Here is a 16,581-nt window from a genome sequence, read left to right on the forward strand (position 1 = left end):
TCGATCGATACGAGAATCGGCTGCCTGCCAACGTGCAGTCGAATCAACGATCGACAAGGAGAGGAAATGAGTGAAATGATTTTGATCGTCGGCGGAAGCTCCGGCATGGGGCTGTGCCTCGCGAGGTCGCTGATCGCGGACGGCGCCCGGGTCGTCATCGCGGGCCGTTCTACCGACCGCCTGCGCCGTGCGGCCGACTCGCTGGCCGACGTCGGGGACGTGGGCACGATTGCCGCCGACATCACGCGCGAGGACGACGTCATCCGGCTGTTCGCGGAATGCGGCGACCTCGATCACATCGTGTCCACCGCGGCGGACATCGAAGGCGCCTACGAATTGCTGCCGGCGCTGGACGTGGCCGCCGCGCGCAAGGTCGTGGACTCCAAGTTCATCGGGCCGCTGCTGCTGGCCAAGCACGGCGCCGCGCGCCTGGCCGGGAAGGGCTCGATCACGTTCACGTCCGGCATCGCGGCCTATCGGCCCGCGGCGCGCGGTTCCGTGGTCGCCGGCGTCAACGGCGCGCTGGAATCGCTCGCCTACGCGCTGGCCATCGAACTGGCGCCGATCCGCGTGAACGTCGTGTCGCCGGGCTGGGTCGACACGCCGATCTGGAAGCAGGTCGCGGGCGACGAGGCCAGCGCCAGGTTGAACGACATGGCGAAGCGGCTGCCGGTGGGGCGGATCGGCCAGGCCGCGGACATCGCCGACGGCATCCGCTTCCTGATGCGCAACGGCTTCGCTACCGGGTCGGTGCTGCATCTGGATGGCGGGCATCGGCTGGTGTAGCGTCGCCGCTTGCCAAAGGCAGCGCGGCGAGCAGCGCCGCCAGGCCGATCGACGACGGCCCGCGTTTGCGGTACGCGATCGACACCGGCACCGCCGCGGCGTCGCCGTGCAGGGGAACGACCGCCAGATGCGCGTCCCGGATCGACGGCACCATGCGCGGCACGATGGCGCAGCCCAGGCCGCGCTCCACGAGACCGACGATCGCCGCCACGCTGCCGGATTCGCCGGCGATCCGCGGCGGCCCGTCCGGGCATGATCGAAACGCGGTCTCGAACATCCCGCGATAGGCGCAACCCTGCGCCGTCACGAGGAAGCGCTCGTGCGCGATGTCGTCGTGGCCGACGCTCGCGCGCGCCGCCAGCGGATGACCGGGCGGCGCGATCAGGACGAGCGGCTCGAGCGCGATCTCGCGGCAAACGAGGTCGTCGTCCGGCGCGCGCGTGCCGAAGAAGAATGCCGCGTCGAGCGTGCCGTCCTTGACGCCGGCGTGCAGTGCCGACGTCGCGGCGACGGCCACCCTGACGCTGACGTCCGGATGCGTGGCCGCCATCCGCGCCACGACGTCCGGCAGGAACGCGGCCGCGATGGTCTCGATGCCGCCCACGTCCAGCGTCCGGCACGCGACGCCGCCCGCGGCCAGCACGGCGCCGCGCGCCTCGTCCGCCAGGCCGGCCAGCCGGTCCGCGTAGCCGAGCAGGCACGCGCCCGCGGCGGTCAGGGCGAGCTTGCGGTTCGACCGGTCGAACAGCGCCACGCCGAGATCGGCCTCCAGCGACTGCATCTGTTCCGTGACGCTCGACTGCGTGCGGTGGATCTGGCGTGCGGCCTCGCTGAAGTTCAGGGTGCGGGCGACGCGTATGAAGGTCTTCAGGCGTTTCAGGTCCATGGCGTTCGGGCGGCTGGCGGAGGACCGATTGTACCCGTTCGTTTACTCCGCCCGCGGCACCCCCAGCAATTCTTCCAGATGCGCCAGCGACCCCTGGTCCTTGATCACGGACCGCAGCCAGGTATGCAGATCCTGCTCGCCGGCGCTCGCAGCCTTCTCCGCGAAATACGACACGGGGCTGTGCGGCTCCGTCTCGCGGAAGAACTTCGCGATGGTGCGCAGCTGGGCGATCGCATCGGCGCGCGTGCGGATCGGCCCCGGCCCGGCGGCCGGCGGCTGCGGCGCCACCGCGACGGCGGGCAGCGCCGGCGATGCCTGCGCGGCTGCCTCGACCGGCTGCGGCGCCTGTGGCGCGGCCGCGTGCGCCGGCAGCGCGTGCAGCAGCGTCTGCACCGCGTCGCGCGCGGCGGAAAAGCCGGGGCTGTCGTGGCCCAGGCGCGCGTCGGCCGCCCGCTCGAGCTGCGCCAGCGCGTCCAGGCAGGCCTGCGCGTCGCTACGCAGCGCGTCGCTGAAGGCGGGGGAGCTCGCGCGCTTCGCGGCTTCCAGGTCCGCCACGCGCGGCGGCGTGTCGGCGTCGCCGGCGGCGGCGCGGCGGCGCGCCGCTTCGAAGTCGACCGTCGAGTAGGCGGTGCCGCGGCCTTCCGTCAGCGGCATCTCGCGCACGAGGGCGCGCGTGCGCGACAAGATCCACGCGAGGTTGCCGATGCGCTGTTCCTGGTCGCCGCCGTCCGCTTCCGGATACAGGCCCGCGTCCCAGAAGCGGTCACACAGGCCCGCGAGCAGCAGGAATCCTTCGCTCAGGCCGCGCATATGGTGCCGCCTGGCGGCCGCCTCGGTGAGCCAGACGGCAAGGCGCAGGTCCTTCGTCTGTTCGGCCAGCAGGCGCGCGCAGCGCTCGACGACGAAGCCCCAGTCGGCCTCCTTGAGCTCCGTGACCCATTCGCCTTGCGCGAGCGACGGGTCGTCGAACTGGCGCGCGCGGGCGATGGCGTCCAGGTCCGGGGAAAACGCGAGGTCGGCGCCGCACGGTTGCGCGGCGGAGATCGGGGCGAGCAGGGCGTCGGCGGTGAACATGGTGTCTTTCGTCATTGGATCATTGCGCGAGGCGGAATTCGATGCGGCGGTTGCGCGCGCGTCCCTCGGCGGTGTCGTTGCTGGCGATGGGGCGGTCCGGGCCCTGGCCGCTGGCGGCGAGGTTTTCTTCCGCGATGCCGTGCGCGGCCAGGTAGGACCTGACGGTGGCGGCGCGCGCCTGGCTCAGGCTCACGTTGCTGGCCCGCAGGCCGGCGCTGTCCGTGTGGCCGATGATCTCGATGCGGCGGCCTTTCAGCTTCAGCATCGCGGCCACCATCTCGTCGAGGATCGCGCGGCCCGTCGGGGTCAGCGTCGCCTTGCCGCTTTCGAATTCGACGGTGCGGTTGCCCAGCGTGTTGTCGAGCAGGGCCTGCTCGGCGGCGGACACGCGCAGGCCGTTGTTGACGGTATAGGTCGGGTTCAGGTTGGTGGCGACATTGCTGGCGATGCGCTGGCGCAGCGCCTCGTTGGCCACCTCGCCGCGCAGGCTGACGTTGCTGCCGTCGATCTTGAGCTGGCCGCGGCTGATCTGGCGCAGGTCGGGCGTGATCAGCTTTTGCACATAGCCGTTCCAGTTCGCCGGCGTGGCGACGGGGCCGATGGCGATCTGGTCGACGACGCGCTCGGCCCCGTAGACGTCGCGCAGCTTCGCGAGCACGGCGGCCTTCGTCGCCTCGTCCGGCACGGTGCCGCTGGCCAGCACCTGGCCCGGCTGCGGGGTGGCCGGCGCCGGCGCGGTGTTCCGGGCCGCCGCCGCGCCGGCGCAGCACAGGATGAAAAAGGCGGCGAGGGCGCGCTGGGTGATGATTCGCATATCAGGTTCCGATGAATGCCGCGCCGACGGAATCGAGCGCGGACTTGAGGGACAGGCTGCCCTGGGCCAGGTAGGACGAGAGCTTGCGCACGGCGTAGTCGCCGTCGACCTGGTCCTCGACCCATTCGAGGTCCGCGAACGCGATGAGGTGGTCGAGGCCCGCCTGCGGGTCGATGAGGGTGCGCAGCGTCTGCGCCGACGCGCCGGAAAAACCGACGACGAGCGCGGGCCGGCCTTCCAGCCGGGTGACGAACAGCGCCAGCTCGAAGTCGGCGCGCGCGAGGAACGGGGCGATCACGTGCATCCAGAACGCGGCCACGAGGTTGCGGTGGATGAGGTCTTCCGGCAGCGGCAGCACGAGGCTTTTCTCGAGCCGGCCGGACCCGCTGTCCAGCACGGGCTGCAGCAGCATGCCCAGCGCCAGCAGCACCTGGCGCGCCGAGACGCGAAAGCCCGTACGGTCCAGGAGCCCGTCGAGCGCGCCGATGGTCAGCACGTCCAGGAAGTCCTCGAACGCGGCGTCGTAGGCGCACGCGCGCAGGTCCAGGTCGATCGGCTGGCTGCTCGCGGCGGCAAGCGGCGCGGCCGGATCGCCCGCGTTGCGCACGCCGAGCGTCAGCGTTTCGAGCCTGCTCCACAGGCGCGTGAACACGAGCGGGGTGGTCGGCAGGAAGGCCGCCGGCTCGGCGATTTCCATCGCACCGGCCATCAGGAACGGGTAGCGCCGGCTCGATTCGTCGCTGCTGGCGACGATGTGGCCGCCGATCGCGTGGCGCCGGCGCGGGCCGACGAAGGCGAAGTGCAGCGGCGCGGCGGCGTCGTAGGCGAGCTTCCAGCGCGCGTTGGCGCTCATCAGGTCCATCGCTTCGGACAGCCAGTCGTCCAGCACTTTCAACAAGGCCGGGCTGGCGCTGGCGCGCACGAAGTCGCCGCGGCTGGGCAGCTTGCCGAAATAGCCGACGCTGACGGGAGTGAGCTGGCGGCTCATTGCGCGTCTCCCGCCATGGCGGTGCGCAGCGGCGCGGCCGGCGCGGCCGGCTTGGGCGCGATGATCGTGTCCGGCAGGCGCAGGCGCTTGAATCCCTGGCCCGGCGCGGGCGCCTGGGCCTGGACCGGCGCGGGCGCGGCCGGCAGGACCTTGAGGTTCGCCGTCACCGTGACGCCGGCATTCTGCCAGCTCATCTCGAACACGCCGCCGTCCTTGCGCTTGCGCTGGGCCGCGTCGATCATCTTCTTCAGGCCGAAGTGGCCCGGCTCGTCCAGCAGCACGACGTTGCGGCCTTCCGGCGTGACGGCCGTGATCTTCGCGCCCGGCACGCCGGCCGGATTCGGCCACACCATGTGCACCCAGGGTTGCGGCTGGCCGCGCCAGCGCAGCGCCTGGCCGTCGATCTCCAGCGTGAATTCGGTGGCGCCGGACGTAGCAAGCGCCTGCAGGTCGAAGCGGGTCTGCGCCTCGCCGCCGCTGGACGCGGCCGCGTTGGCGACGCCGCCGGCGGCCAGCGGCGCGACCCAGCCGGGGAAGCTCGCGACGACGTTCGGCGCCAGATTCACGCCCATGTCGGCCCACGTGCGCGGGCTGAGCGAATCGCCGCGGCGCACCACCAGCGGGCCCACCGTCGTCGTGAAGAATTTCGCGATGGCGCCGTCCGGGCCGAAGATCTCGCCGATCTCGGCGTTGCTGGCCTCGGCCTTCGACTCGGTCGCGAACGGGTACTTCAGCGCCAGGCCGCGGTTGAACGGCTGGACGACCTGGGCGGCCCACACCTTGTTGATCTCGTTTTCGGCCGGCTGCACGATCACGGCGAACGTCTGCATCAGCGGGCGCACGAGCACGGGACGCAGCGCCTGGCGCTGGGCGTCCGTCATCCCCACCAGCATCTGCTCGTCGACGTAGCGCAGCGCGTCGGCCAGCTCGGAACCGCTGCCGTCCAGCGTCTGCTGCATCAGCTGCTTGGCGCCGGGGCCCGGGTCGCCCTGGTTCTTGATCTGGTTGAAGCGGGCGCGCAGCTTCGACAGATTGTCGATGTAGCCGCGCATCAGCGACGCGTCCTTGTCGCGTGCCACGACGAGGCGTGCGACGCCCGCGAACTCGCGGCCGACGGGACCAAGGGCTGGCGCGGCCGCCGCCTGTGTGCCTGGTGCCGGCAGGCTGACGTTCACGATGGCCGGTTTCTGGCGCAGGATCGTCTCGCGGAACCAGCCCGAGAGGCCGTTCTGCGCGCGCTGCAGGCTGGCGCCGGCCAGGGTCGGGTTGTCCCACGACGTCTGTTCATAGACCGTGGACACGAGCTTGTCGATCGGCGAATTCTGCGGATCGCCCAGGCGGTTCATGGCGCTGGCGGCGCCGTCGAAGCCGTCCAGGTCCTTCACCGTCACGCCCTGCATGAACTTCTGCCACTCGCGCGCGTACTCCGCCTTGTACAGGTCGACGAGCGATTTCTGGATCTGTTCCGGGCTGCCTTCCAGCGTGAGGTCGTCGCGCGCGGCCGTCTTCAGGACCCAGTCGGCGCTCTGCAGCTCGCGGTTGGCCGCGTCGCGGAACGCCTGCTGCACGAAGCCTTCCCAGGCCTGGCGCGTGAAGGCGCCGGAGATGGCATAGCTGCCGAGGACGAGTTCCTTGTCCTGGTCGCCCACGATGCGCGCCACCGTGATCGACGGATAGCGGGTCGCCGCGCGCGCCTTCACGTCCGCGTACACGCGTTCCCGCGCGGGCATGCCGCGCACGACGCGGCGCAGGCTGTCGCGGGTCTGGTCGACGAGTGCCAGCCGGGTGTCGATGACGGGCCAGGACGGATCGTTCACCTGCGCGAGGTAGAACGAGATCATGCGCTCGGCGCTGCGGATCAGCTGCTCGCGCGGCATCGCGCCGCGGTTCGCTTCCAGCCAGTTGCGCCAGAAGCGCGTGAGCTGGTCGTTCAGGTGGGCGCTTTCGGCGCGCGATTTATCGCCCAGCATCAGGTAGGTCTTCAGCGCGTTGTAGGCGTCCTCGGTGTCGAGCGGCGACGCGTCCTTGAACTGCTGCGGCGCGTCGGCCGCCGGAGCGCCGGCCGCCGGAGCGCCGGCCGGCTTGTTCATCGGTTGCAGCTGGGCCGCGTTGCCGTTGACGTCGGCGAGGTAGGATTCGAGCGATTGCGCGACGGGTTTCAACATCACTTCACGCACGCCGTTGAAGTATTCCTCCTTCAGCTTGCGGTTCAGGAGGTTGCCCTGGTAGAGGCCGAGGCCGAGCGACAGCGGGCGGTGCTCGGCATAGCGGTCGAGCTGCTCGATGCGGTCCTGCAGGATCTCCAGCGCCTGGAAGCGCGATTGCAGGTCCATGCTCTTGCCCTGCACGCGGATGGCCTGGTCGAGGTCGGCCTGGACGTTGGCGACGAGCTGGCGGTTGTTCATGTACGACCAGCTCCAGCCGGCCAGCGCGAGGCCGGCGAAGGCCGTCGCCGCGAAGAAGGCCGCATAGCGCAGGCGCGTCTTGGCCGGGCTGGCGTACTGCGCGACGAGATCCTTGTCGGCGAAGATCACCTTGCGGAACAGGTTGAGGAGGAAGTAACCCTGCTGCTGGTGCTGGTCCTCGTGCGCGGGCGGCTGCAGGCGCAGGTCGAAGCGCTGGGCGACGCGGGCCGACGACGTCGACACCGTCTCGCCTTCCTGCAGCGCGCTCGTGAAGTAAAAGCCGCGGAACACGGGCTTGAACTGGAACGGGTTGTCCTCGAACAGCGTGGCGACGAAGGCGTGCAGCGCCGGCTTGATGGACGCGAATTCGAGCGGGAACGTGAACACGCCGGACGGCATGTTCTCGCGCGCCTGCTGCGACATGTTCGCCAGGCTCAGTTCCTTGAGGCCGTCGTACAGTTCGTCGAAGCGGGCGTCGAACTGGTCGAGCAGGCGCTCGCTCGTCACGTTCTGGTCGTAGGGCAGCGTCGCGCCCCACACCTTTTCGCGTTCGGCGCGCTCGCTCTCCTGGAAGAATTCGTTGAAGCCGTCGATCAGGTCGGCCTTGGTGAACACGACGTAGACCGGCGCGTGCACTTCCAGGCGCTCGGTCAGTTCCTGCACGCGCTGGCGCAGGTTCTTGGCCAGGTTGATCGCGAACTCGGGCCGGTTGCGCGTCAGCTCCGCGATGCTGACGGCGATGATGACGCCGTTGATCGGGGCCTTGCGGCGGTGCTTCTTGAGCAGGTCGAGGAAGCCGAACCACTCGGCGCGGTCCTGGTCGACGACGGAATAACGGCCCGCCGTGTCGAGCAGGATGCCCTCGGTCGTGAAGAACCAGTCGCAGTTGCGCGTGCCGCCCACGCCCTGCACGACCTTGCTGTCTGCGAACGGGAACTGCAGGCCGGAGCTGGCGATCGCGGTGCTCTTGCCGGCCGCCGGGTTCCCGATGATCATGTACCACGGCAGTTCGTACAGCGCGGCGCTGCCCGACAACTGCCCCAGCTTGGAGCCCTTGATCGTCGCGATGGCGTCCAGCAGGCGCTTGCGGATGACTTCCGTTTCCTGGCGCTGCGTCGCGTCGGCGACGGGTTGATCGGCTTGCGGGCTGGCCTGCTGTTCGAGCATGGCGCCGATCCGGCCGGCCTTGCGCGCATGGCGCCAGCGGCGCCACAGCCACAGGGCCGCGCCCACGAGCAGGGCGGCGCCAAGCACGATCCAGGGGAGCGCGGGCGGCCATTGCAGCAGCCGCGCGGCCGCGAACAGCAACGCGGCGAAGGCCGCCCAGCCGATGACGGTCAGGCTGGTGCGGGCGGTCAGGAAATGCCAGATTTTTTGCATGATGACGAGAGAGTGGTTGATGCCGTGGTGCGCGTGGTGCGGGATTGGTGAGTCAGCGTTTCATGACGCCGGGCAGGCGCAGTTCCGTATGCCCGAAATCCATCATCTTCCAGCGGCCGCCCCAGGTCAGGCCGACGGATTCCGCCACCTGGCCGTACAACTGGTAGCCGCGCATGGCCCAGGGATCCTTTTCCGAGATCACGAGCCGGCCGTCGCGGACGAACGCGCAGTCGGCGGCGAGCCCGTACTGGTGCCAGCTCTGCCACGACCGGGCGTTCGTGACGCCGGGACCCAGCGCGGCCAGCGCATCCTGGCGCGCGGCGCTGCGGTAGCCTTCCAGGATCGCCATGTCGTAGCCGTAGCGCTCCTTCATGATCCGGAAGACCGTGAGCAGGCGCTGCGTGTAGTCCGCGTTCAGCATGGCCCAGTCGCGGCTGGCCGAAGCGAGCAGCGGCCGCTCCTGCGCCACTTCGGCAGTCGCGAACACGAGCGGCGGCAGCGGGGGCGGCGGCACGAGCTGCTCGCCCTGCAGCAGGTCGGCCACCTGCTCGTTCACGGCGTGCGTCGACGGCTCGTAGCCGCTCAGCACGGGCCGTTCCGCGAGCAGCAGGGCGGCCAGCGGCGGCAGGCAGACGAGGGCGGCGCCGCACGCGCAGGCGATCCAGTGGCGCCGCACGAAGCCCGCCAGCCGTCCCGCCGCCGCGCGGCCGTTCGTGCGGACCGCATCGGCGTCGCGCATGCCCTGCTGCGCCAACGCGCCCGCGCGGCGGCCGAGCCGCACTCCGGCCCCGGCGAGCGCGCTCAGGACGAATTCGCGGCCGGCCGGAAACAGCACCATCCAGCTGACGGCGCACGCCATGATGAAATAAACGGTTACTGCCAGGACCCACACCAAGGACGCTCCGGATAGTCGGACACATAGTTGTCGTTAAAATATTTCCCGAAAGTATAAATCCGGCTATCGACAACCCCGCGCACGATTGAAAAAACGCAAAAACTCACCAAATGTGTTAATCACGCACGATTAAAAGCAAATTCGCGGCACAATTGTCTTGATTCTTGTAAAGTAATGCAAACTTTTTTAAGGAGCTAAATTGCAACATCAAGGCGATCGCCCGGTCCGAGGCGGCCGGCCCAGTCTGCTTTCGCCCGACGAGCAGGCTGTCCCGGAACAGAAGGGCATCCTCAGCTCCCTGGACGGCATGCACGGGCAGCACCGTGCCGCGCAGGGGCCGCGGCCACGTTCGCGCGCGCTGGCGTGGGGCGTTGCCGCCGTCGGGGCGGTCGTCGCGGGCGGTGCGCTGCTCCTGTTCGGCGGCGGCGAGGAAGGCCGCACGCCGGCGGTCGCCGTGGCGGCGGCGCCGGCCGTGACCAGCGTGGCCGAGGTGCCGCGCGCCGCGCCGGTCACGCCCGTGTCGATGCCTGCGCCCGCCGCGTCGACGGCGGCCGTGCTGCGCGACGAGCCCGCAGCGCCGGCGGTGCCGGAACCGGCCGCGCCGATGGCCAATCCGCTGGCCGACATGGCGCAGCCGCCCGCGCCGGAACGCCACAAGACGCATGCGGCGAAGGCGGAACCCAAGGAAGCGCATGCGAAGGCCGCGCACCGCAAAGCGCACGACGCGGCACGGGACACTGCGCGCGACGGCGGCAGGGAAAAACGCGCGAAACCGCGCGCGGCGCGCGAGCAGGACAGCGACGTCGTGCTGCTGGCGGCCCTGATGAGCCACATGGAACCGGTGAACCGCAAGGCCACGCCGGCGCAGCAACTGGAGGCGTGCCGCCGCTACAACGCGGCCGGCGAAGAGCAGTGCCGCGTGCGGGTGTGCGATGCCGTGGGGCGCAGGGAGGCGGCGTGCAAGCGGGTGCCGGTTGCACGGCCCGGGCCGGAGACCTGAGCGGAGACCGGAGCGGGGCGGCCGCGAGGGAACGCATCGCCTGATGGCGTCGTGCATGGCAGCGGCCGCGAGCCGGCCGGACCTGCGCGGCGGCTCAAGGGCATTCCCAGAACCAGCACTCCACTGCGTGCCAGTACACGTGGCCACCTTCACAGGCGAGGCGATGGAGTTCGTCGTGGCACATCAAGTCGATATGCCCTTGCGGATCGTATGGCCCCCACAGGCCGACGAAGCGGATCACGCCGCGCCGGCCGCCCACCGACTCGCGCAGGCGGGCCGCGCCGAATTTCTCGGGCTCGCCCCAAATCGCGGCCAGATGGGCGGCCAGCACTTCCTGCTTGATCTCGATCCGCTCGCCGCGGTACCTTCCGGCTTCGATCTGCAGGAATCCATGCGGCAGGCGGATGCCGGCGCCAATGAGCGCAATGCTCATGCGCACCGCACAGGTGTTGTGCCAGGCCGGGTCGAATATCTTGTCCGGGTACCCGATCCATCGCCACAGCTCTTCGGCCGGAACGTTGAACGGATCAGGATAGTACGCGCGCAACAACGCGTAAGGTGGCGGAGTCACGGACATCGTGTTCTCCTCCATCAGGTGCAGCAGCCGTCGGGCGGACACGGCCAGCGTGCCTGCCACATTTGCACGATCAGCACCGCCGCGCGCCCGTCGAGCTTCGCGGCCGGTTGCCGGCGCAGATAGCTCACGGCATCCGCACGCATGGCTTCAGGAGACTGCTTGCGCAGTTTCACGTGCCGGCGATCGGTGTAGCACCACAGGCCGCTCTCCGTGGCGTCGTACACGCCCTTGAGGTACGCGGCGGCACCGGCATCGTGTCGCTCGAGCTGGCGCATGAGCTGCGCGCCCGTGAACCACGGCGTTGGTGCGGGAACGCTCTTGGCCGGCGTCCCGGGCATGACAAAGGGATGCTCGTCGTCCTGACCCAGCGCGGCCGACGCGGCGTTCGCCGCCAGCATCAGGACGAGTGCGGCGATCGTTCTGCAGATAGTCGGTACGGGCGCCATGTCAGGCCACCCGGTTGGTGGCGACATCCCATCCGCCGGCAGTGTTACCGCCGGCGCCACCCGCGATCTTTTGCTGTGTGTACTTCCACTTCACCTTGGAGAACTTCAGACCGATGACGTCGACCATCCCGATGCCGGCGGCCACCGACTGTGCGACGTCGGCGATGACGACATTGTCCAGTTCGACCTCATAATACTTGACGCGCGCGCCTTGGCCATCTGCCCGGAAGAACTCGAATTTCGCCTTCGGTATGGTCTTGCCCATTGCGCAGTGCTGGGCAAGGATGGGCGACGCAAGGTCGGAGAGCTTCGTCAGTGCAACGTCCGACAGCTCCGCGCGTTCCGCTGTGTGTCCGCCTGCCGTCGACGACGTCGCACTCCTGGGCTGGTGGAGTTTCCAGTTGACCGAAGAGCATTCGATCCAGCCCGGATGCTGGCTGTCGGCCGACTCTCCCTTGATGCCGTCGAGCTGCAGATAAACGTCGATTGCCATGGATGCCTCCTGTAGGTGGTGAGGCATCGTCGCAGAGTTCGGTTCAGGATAATCTGGGGGGCCTCAATGTGGAGGCGCCGGCAAATCAAGATCCGGCATGCGGCGCCAGCCGGGCCGACGGTGGCATCGAACTGCGTCCGCTTGTCGCGCCGAAAAAATGGTAAAGTGCGAGCCCCCGGCATGTGCCGGCCGTTCATCATCTTTTGAATCGCATGAGAGACTTCGCGACCACGGCGCCCGACGCGGCACCGGCGGCGCCGTCGTTCGACGCCGCCTTCCTGCACGACCCGTATCCCGCCTACAGCCGCTTGCGCGCGGCGGGCCCGGTGCTGTGGCGCGACGACGTATTCCAGGGCGCGTGGCTGCTGACGCGCCACGAGGACGTCGAGCTGGCCCTGCGCGATCCGCGCTTTTCGTCGCAGCGCACGGGTGGCTGGGTCAAGCGCATTCCGGGCGTCGACGCGAGCTTTGCGGGCCGCCGCGCGCAGGCGGGGCTGGAAGCGTTCCAGCGCCTGTTCGGCAGCGCCATGGTGTTCCTCGACGGGGCCGACCACCAGCGCGTGCGCAAGGCCATGGCGGCTGGCTTCCATCCGACCCTGGTGAAAACCTTGCGCGTCGAGGTCGAGCGTCTCGCCGACGAGCTGCTCGACGAGCTGGATGCGGGCGCCGGCTTCGACTTCATCGCCGCGGTCGCGCGCCCGCTGCCGTCGCGCGTCATCGGGCTGATGCTGGGCATACCCCGCGCGGACGAAGCGCGCTTCATGGCCTGGTCGGACGATCTGGCCGCATTCATCGGCGCGCTGCAGCCGACGGCCGAGCAGTTGCGCGCCGCCCAGCGCAGCCTGCTGCAGATGGTGCGTTATTTCGACGCGCTGCTGCCCGCGCGCAGGCGCGAACCCGGCACGGACCTCGTCAGCCGCATGCTGCTGGCCGAGGCCGCGGGCGACATCCAGGCCGACGGCGAACTGCTGGCGCAATGCGCGATGCTGCTGTTCGCGGGCCACGAGACGACGCGCAACCTGCTCGGCAACGGCCTGTACACCCTGCTCACGCATCCGGACGCGTGGGCGCGCCTGTGCGCGGACGAGGAGGGCGTGCCGCTGGCCGTGCGCGAACTGCTGCGCTACGACAGTCCCGTGCAGTACACGGGCCGGCGCGTCGCGACCGAATTCACGCTGCACGGCACGACGCTCAAGCGCGGCGACCTCGTGATCGCCATGATCGGCGCGGCCAACCGCGATCCGGACCGCTTCCTTGACCCCGATACGTTCGACATCGGCCGGCGCGCCGGCAGCCACCTGTCGTTCGGCAGCGGACCCCACGTGTGCATCGGCGCCGGACTGTCGCTGCTGGAGGCCGACGTCGTGCTGCGCGCCGTCCTGCGGCGCTGGCCGGGGCTGGCGCTGGCCGATGCGGTCCCGCGCTGGAACGGCATCGCGGGCCTGCGCGGGCTCGCTGCGCTACCCGTCATTTCTTCGTGAAGTGTTCGACGGCGTCGAAATTGGTGCCGTTCGACTTGACCTCGTACAGATCGGTGCCCTGCACGTACAGGCCGTCGAAGGAGGCTGCGCCGGCCGCGTAGACCTGGTCGGGCACGCACACGGAACCGCCCGCGTAATCGACGCACCAGTTGGGCTGGCCGTCGATGATCTTGTGGCTGACGAAGGTGCCCGTGAGCGTGACGCTGCGCTGCGGCACCTGCGTCGTCACCTTGTCCACGGAAGCCGAGATCACGGCCACGCCGGGGGCGGGCGTGATGCTCGATGCCACGGTGCCGATATAGGTCGCCGTCGTGTCGGCGCTCCAGGTCTGCGTCGCGATGACGTCGCCGGTGCAGGTCGTGTTGGCGTAGTAATTGGTGGTGACGCCGATCGTGAGCGTGTTGGCCGATCCGGCGGGGCGCTGGATGACGGCCGTGTCGAGCGCGTGCGACGTGCAGGCGGACGTCCAGGTGCCGACGTAGGCGTCGAGGTTCCCGCCGCCCGTCGCCGGCGGCGGCGTCGGACTGCTCGCGGAACCCGGATTGCCGCCACCGCCGCCGCATGCCGCCAGCAACATCGCCAGCGCGGCGCTACCCATCATGTTTTTCATCGTCGTCTCCCGTCTTCGGCGTGTGGACTCACTGTTCAGGGAGGCATGATACCCGCGTGCGCCGCCGCATGGCTCACCGTTTGTCACGGCGCCGGGCGGGACGGCGTCAACGCGCGCTCAGCTGCTGCAGGATCTCGCGGTCGAGGGCCTTCAACGGCACCGACTTTTCCACGCCGCCGCGCTTGATCGCTTCCTTCGGCATGCCGTAGACGACGCAGCTGTCCTCGTCCTGCGCGACGGTGCGGCTGCCGGCCTTGCGCATTTCCAGCAGGCCGGCGGCGCCGTCGTCGCCCATGCCCGTCATGATGATGCCCAGCGCGTTGGTGCCGGCGTGTTTGGCGACGGAGCGGAACAGCACGTCCACCGACGGACGGTGGCGGTTGACGAGCGGGCCGTCGATGACGTCCACGCAGTATTGCGCGCCGTCGCGCCGCAGCAGCATGTGCTTGCCGCCCGGGGCGATCAGCGCGCGGCCCGGCAGCACGCGGTCGCCGTGGCGCGCCTCGCGCACCTCGATCAGGCACAGGCCGTTGAGGCGCTCGGCGAAGGCGGCCGTGAATTTTTCCGGCATGTGCTGCACGATGACGATGCCGGGCGTGACCCGCGGCAGCGCCGTCAGGACTTCTTCCAGCGCCAGCGTGCCGCCCGTCGAGGTGCCGATCGCGACGACGCGTTCCGTCGTGCGCAGCAGGGGGCGCGCATCGTGGGCGGCCGGCAGCACGGCGTCCGCCGTCAGCTTCGCGGGCGCAGGGGCGGGCGCGACGCGCGCGGCGAGGCGCCGCACATTGACCTGGCTGGCCGCCCGCACGGCCGCAACCAGCTCGTCCGCGCTCTCGTTGAGGAAGTCCTTCAGCCCCAGCTTGGGCTTGGTGATGATCGATACGGCGCCTGCCGCCAGCGCCGCCATCGTCGTCTCGGCGCCCTTGTCCGTCAAGGTGGAACAGATCACGACGGGCGTCGGCCGCTCCGCCATGATCTTCTTGAGGAAGGTGATGCCGTCCATGCGCGGCATCTCGACGTCCAGCACGATCACGTCGGGCCACGCCTGCTTCATGCGCTCGATCGCGAGCAGCGGGTCGGACACGGCGTGCAGCAGCCGGATGCCGGGCGCGCCTTCCAGCATCGCGCCGACGATCTTGCGCACGACGGCCGAATCGTCGACCACCATCACATCGATCGTCTTCATGCCGGTTTGCGGTAGACGGAAGGGATGACGGGGCGGACCAGGTCGCCCATGTCCTGCAGGCTCTCGGAATGGCCGATGAACAGGTGCCCGCCGGGTTTCAGGCGGCCCAGCACGCGCGTGACGACCTGCCGCTTGGTCTCGCCGTTAAAGTAGATCATCACGTTGCGCAGGAAGACGACGTCGTACGTGCCCAGGTCCCCGGGCAGCGCCGTGTTCAGGTTCACCTGGCGGAACTGCACGCGCTCGCGCAGGGCGCGGTTGACGAGCAGGGTGCCCTGCTGCTCGCGGATGCCCTTGAGGCAGTAGCGGCGCAGGTAGTCCGGCGGCACGTGGCTGGTCCGCTCCAGCGGATAGTGCCCGCTGCGCGCGCGCTGCAGCACGCGCGTGCTGATGTCGGACGCCGTGACTTCCCACGGCGCCGCTTTCAACACGTCGGCCAGCACCATCGCTATGCTGTACGGTTCCTCGCCGGACGAACAGGCGGCGCTCCACACGCGGAACGGCGCCCCTGTGCGCAGCTCCGGACGCGCCGCTTCCGCCGCCTCGCGCAGCAGCTCGAAATGGCGCGCCTCGCGGAAGAAGTAGGTCTCGTTCGTCGTCAGCAGGTCGACGGCCAGCTGCACCTCGTCCTTGTGCGCGCCGTCCGTCAGCAGGCGGAAATAGGCGTCGTACGAGGGCAGGCCCAGATGCTGCAGGCGCTTGGCGAGGCGGCCGCTGACCAGCGCCTTCTTCGAATCGGACATGGTGATGCCGGCCATGTCGAAGATGAAGCGCTGGAAGCGCGCGAATTCGCCCTGGCTGATCGCACTGTGCTGCATGGGTGCCTCAGGCCAGCGCGGCGTCCGCCGCCAGGTCGGGCAGGCCCGCGAGCGCCAGCACCGAGTCGACGTTCAGCAGGATGACGAACCTGCCGTTCACCTTGCCCATGCCGGCGATGAAGTCGCCGCGGATGCGCGTGCCGAACGACGGCGCGGGTTCGATGTCCGCGGCCGGGATGTCCAGCACGGCGCTGACGGCATCGACGACGACGCCCGTCAGCTGGCGCTCGCCGTCCGCCTCCAGCTCGACGATCACGATGCACGTGCGCTTGCCGGCCACGGTCTGCGGACGGCCGAAGCGGGCCGCGAGGTCCATCACTGGCACGACGGCGCCGCGCAGGTTGATGACGCCGCGGATCGAGTCCGGCATCATCGGCACTTCGGTGATGCCGGCGAATTCGATGATCTCCTTCACGGCCATGATGCCGATGCCGAACGATTCGCCGCCCAGCATGAAGGTGAGGTATTGGGCGGTCTGGCCGTCCACATTGGTGTCCTGGTTCGTGTGCTTCATCGGGTCGCGGTCCGGTCAGAAGGGGGTGAAGTTCGCTTCGTCCGGCTCGCCCTGGGCGGCAACGCCGCCGGCCAGGCGCAGCGTGCTGCGCCTGGCGGCACGGGCCGGGCGCGCGGCGGCGCCGCGTGCCGCGTCGCCGGCGAGCTTGAAGAAGCCCATCGCCACCTGCAGCTGCTCGGCCTGGGAACTCATCTCCTCGGCCGTCGCCGCCAGCTCTTCGGAACTGGA

16 protein-coding genes and 1 pseudogene are annotated in these 16,581 nt (G+C 69.6%); 3 read left to right on the forward strand and 14 right to left on the reverse strand.

Features of this window, described 5'->3' with window-relative positions; all coding sequences use genetic code 11:
- Positions 1–66: 66 nt before the first annotated feature.
- A complete protein-coding gene (locus ASC93_RS13945) occupies positions 67–786 on the forward strand; it encodes an SDR family oxidoreductase (RefSeq protein WP_056442866.1) in 720 nt (239 codons plus the stop codon).
- Here ASC93_RS13945 and ASC93_RS13950 read toward each other — a convergent pair.
- Genes ASC93_RS13950 through ASC93_RS13975 form a run of 6 tightly spaced genes read right to left on the reverse strand, consistent with a single transcriptional unit; the run spans position 740 to position 9,225 of the window.
- Positions 740–1,672 (reverse strand): LysR family transcriptional regulator, encoded by a 933-nt coding sequence (locus tag ASC93_RS13950; protein WP_056442870.1) that lies wholly within the window; start codon positions 1,670–1,672, stop codon positions 740–742. The genes ASC93_RS13945 and ASC93_RS13950 overlap by 47 nt on opposite strands.
- A gap of 42 nt (positions 1,673–1,714) precedes the next feature.
- Positions 1,715–2,746, reverse strand: a complete 1,032-nt coding sequence (gene tssA, locus ASC93_RS13955) for a type VI secretion system protein TssA (protein ID WP_056442945.1) — start codon at positions 2,744–2,746, stop codon at positions 1,715–1,717.
- 19 nt (positions 2,747–2,765) lie between these two features.
- Positions 2,766–3,560: an OmpA family protein gene (locus tag ASC93_RS13960; RefSeq protein ID WP_056442873.1), complete on the reverse strand. Its 795-nt coding sequence runs from the start codon at positions 3,558–3,560 to the stop codon at positions 2,766–2,768.
- A 1-nt stretch (position 3,561) separates the two neighbouring features.
- Positions 3,562–4,548, reverse strand: a complete 987-nt coding sequence (gene tagF, locus ASC93_RS13965) for a type VI secretion system-associated protein TagF (protein WP_056442876.1) — start codon at positions 4,546–4,548, stop codon at positions 3,562–3,564.
- The gene (tssM, locus tag ASC93_RS13970) at positions 4,545–8,333 is read right to left on the reverse strand and encodes a type VI secretion system membrane subunit TssM (protein WP_056442879.1); all 3,789 of its coding nucleotides are present in this window, start codon (positions 8,331–8,333) and stop codon (positions 4,545–4,547) included. Before tssM ends, tagF begins: the two co-directional genes overlap by 4 nt.
- 52 nt (positions 8,334–8,385) lie before the next feature.
- Positions 8,386–9,225 carry a M15 family metallopeptidase gene (locus tag ASC93_RS13975; protein WP_056442950.1) on the reverse strand — a complete coding sequence of 280 codons (840 nt, stop codon included), beginning with the start codon at positions 9,223–9,225 and terminating at the stop codon, positions 8,386–8,388.
- 202 nt (positions 9,226–9,427) lie between these two features.
- On the opposite strand from ASC93_RS13975, the gene ASC93_RS13985 reads away from it, so the two are divergent.
- Positions 9,428–10,228 (forward strand): hypothetical protein, encoded by an 801-nt coding sequence (locus ASC93_RS13985; RefSeq protein ID WP_157201913.1) that lies wholly within the window; start codon positions 9,428–9,430, stop codon positions 10,226–10,228.
- Positions 10,229–10,322: 94 nt separating this feature from the next.
- On the opposite strand, the gene ASC93_RS13990 is transcribed toward ASC93_RS13985, so the two are convergent.
- Genes ASC93_RS13990 through ASC93_RS14000 form a run of 3 tightly spaced genes read right to left on the reverse strand, consistent with a single transcriptional unit; the run spans position 10,323 to position 11,744 of the window.
- The gene (locus ASC93_RS13990; RefSeq protein ID WP_162251875.1) at positions 10,323–10,805 is read right to left on the reverse strand and encodes a T6SS effector amidase Tae4 family protein; all 483 of its coding nucleotides are present in this window, start codon (positions 10,803–10,805) and stop codon (positions 10,323–10,325) included.
- Between the two features lie 14 nt (positions 10,806–10,819).
- Positions 10,820–11,251, reverse strand: coding sequence for a Rap1a/Tai family immunity protein (locus tag ASC93_RS13995; RefSeq protein ID WP_157201914.1), 432 nt, complete (start codon positions 11,249–11,251; stop codon positions 10,820–10,822).
- Position 11,252: 1 nt separating this feature from the next.
- Positions 11,253–11,744, reverse strand: coding sequence for a type VI secretion system tube protein Hcp (locus tag ASC93_RS14000; RefSeq protein ID WP_056442895.1), 492 nt, complete (start codon positions 11,742–11,744; stop codon positions 11,253–11,255).
- A gap of 212 nt (positions 11,745–11,956) precedes the next feature.
- On the opposite strand from ASC93_RS14000, the gene ASC93_RS14005 reads away from it, so the two are divergent.
- Entirely contained in the window at positions 11,957–13,225 is a 1,269-nt protein-coding gene (locus ASC93_RS14005) for a cytochrome P450 (protein WP_056442898.1), read from the forward strand.
- Here the strand turns inward: ASC93_RS14005 and ASC93_RS14010 are convergent.
- From ASC93_RS14010 to ASC93_RS32115, 5 genes and pseudogenes are all read right to left on the reverse strand, one after another.
- Positions 13,212–13,835, reverse strand: coding sequence for a hypothetical protein (locus tag ASC93_RS14010; RefSeq protein ID WP_056442901.1), 624 nt, complete (start codon positions 13,833–13,835; stop codon positions 13,212–13,214). The two genes, ASC93_RS14005 and ASC93_RS14010, sit on opposite strands and share 14 nt — an antisense overlap.
- A 106-nt stretch (positions 13,836–13,941) precedes the next feature.
- A complete protein-coding gene (locus ASC93_RS14015) occupies positions 13,942–15,021 on the reverse strand; it encodes a chemotaxis response regulator protein-glutamate methylesterase (protein ID WP_056442904.1) in 1,080 nt (359 codons plus the stop codon).
- The gene (locus tag ASC93_RS14020) at positions 15,018–15,839 is read right to left on the reverse strand and encodes a protein-glutamate O-methyltransferase CheR (RefSeq protein WP_056442907.1); all 822 of its coding nucleotides are present in this window, start codon (positions 15,837–15,839) and stop codon (positions 15,018–15,020) included. The genes ASC93_RS14015 and ASC93_RS14020 overlap by 4 nt, the downstream gene beginning before the upstream one ends.
- Before the next feature lie 7 nt (positions 15,840–15,846).
- Complete coding sequence (locus ASC93_RS14025) at positions 15,847–16,353, reverse strand: chemotaxis protein CheW (protein ID WP_056442910.1); 507 nt, start codon at positions 16,351–16,353, stop codon at positions 15,847–15,849.
- Between the two features lie 15 nt (positions 16,354–16,368).
- Positions 16,369–16,581: pseudogene (locus tag ASC93_RS32115) on the reverse strand (methyl-accepting chemotaxis protein); the annotation flags it as partial.

The sequence above is a fragment of the Massilia sp. Root335 genome, assembly GCF_001425685.1.
GTDB classification, from domain to species: Bacteria; Pseudomonadota; Gammaproteobacteria; order Burkholderiales; family Burkholderiaceae_D; genus Telluria; species Telluria luteola.

Excerpts from the sequence above, each read along its gene's own strand:
- tssM (WP_056442879.1), bottom strand. The coding sequence starts at position 8,333 with ATGCAAAAAATCTGGCATTTCCTGACCGCCCGCACCAGCCTGACCGTC.
- ASC93_RS13950 (WP_056442870.1), bottom strand. The coding sequence starts at position 1,672 with ATGGACCTGAAACGCCTGAAGACCTTCATACGCGTCGCCCGCACCCTG.
- tagF (WP_056442876.1), bottom strand. The coding sequence starts at position 4,548 with ATGAGCCGCCAGCTCACTCCCGTCAGCGTCGGCTATTTCGGCAAGCTG.
- ASC93_RS13995 (WP_157201914.1), bottom strand. The coding sequence starts at position 11,251 with ATGGCGCCCGTACCGACTATCTGCAGAACGATCGCCGCACTCGTCCTG.
- ASC93_RS14005 (WP_056442898.1), top strand. The coding sequence starts at position 11,957 with ATGAGAGACTTCGCGACCACGGCGCCCGACGCGGCACCGGCGGCGCCG.
- tssA (WP_056442945.1), bottom strand. The coding sequence starts at position 2,746 with ATGTTCACCGCCGACGCCCTGCTCGCCCCGATCTCCGCCGCGCAACCG.
- ASC93_RS14020 (WP_056442907.1), bottom strand. The coding sequence starts at position 15,839 with ATGCAGCACAGTGCGATCAGCCAGGGCGAATTCGCGCGCTTCCAGCGC.
- ASC93_RS13960 (WP_056442873.1), bottom strand. The coding sequence starts at position 3,560 with ATGCGAATCATCACCCAGCGCGCCCTCGCCGCCTTTTTCATCCTGTGC.
- ASC93_RS14025 (WP_056442910.1), bottom strand. The coding sequence starts at position 16,353 with ATGAAGCACACGAACCAGGACACCAATGTGGACGGCCAGACCGCCCAA.
- ASC93_RS14015 (WP_056442904.1), bottom strand. The coding sequence starts at position 15,021 with ATGAAGACGATCGATGTGATGGTGGTCGACGATTCGGCCGTCGTGCGC.
- ASC93_RS14010 (WP_056442901.1), bottom strand. The coding sequence starts at position 13,835 with ATGAAAAACATGATGGGTAGCGCCGCGCTGGCGATGTTGCTGGCGGCA.
- ASC93_RS14000 (WP_056442895.1), bottom strand. The coding sequence starts at position 11,744 with ATGGCAATCGACGTTTATCTGCAGCTCGACGGCATCAAGGGAGAGTCG.
- ASC93_RS13990 (WP_162251875.1), bottom strand. The coding sequence starts at position 10,805 with ATGTCCGTGACTCCGCCACCTTACGCGTTGTTGCGCGCGTACTATCCT.
- ASC93_RS13945 (WP_056442866.1), top strand. The coding sequence starts at position 67 with ATGAGTGAAATGATTTTGATCGTCGGCGGAAGCTCCGGCATGGGGCTG.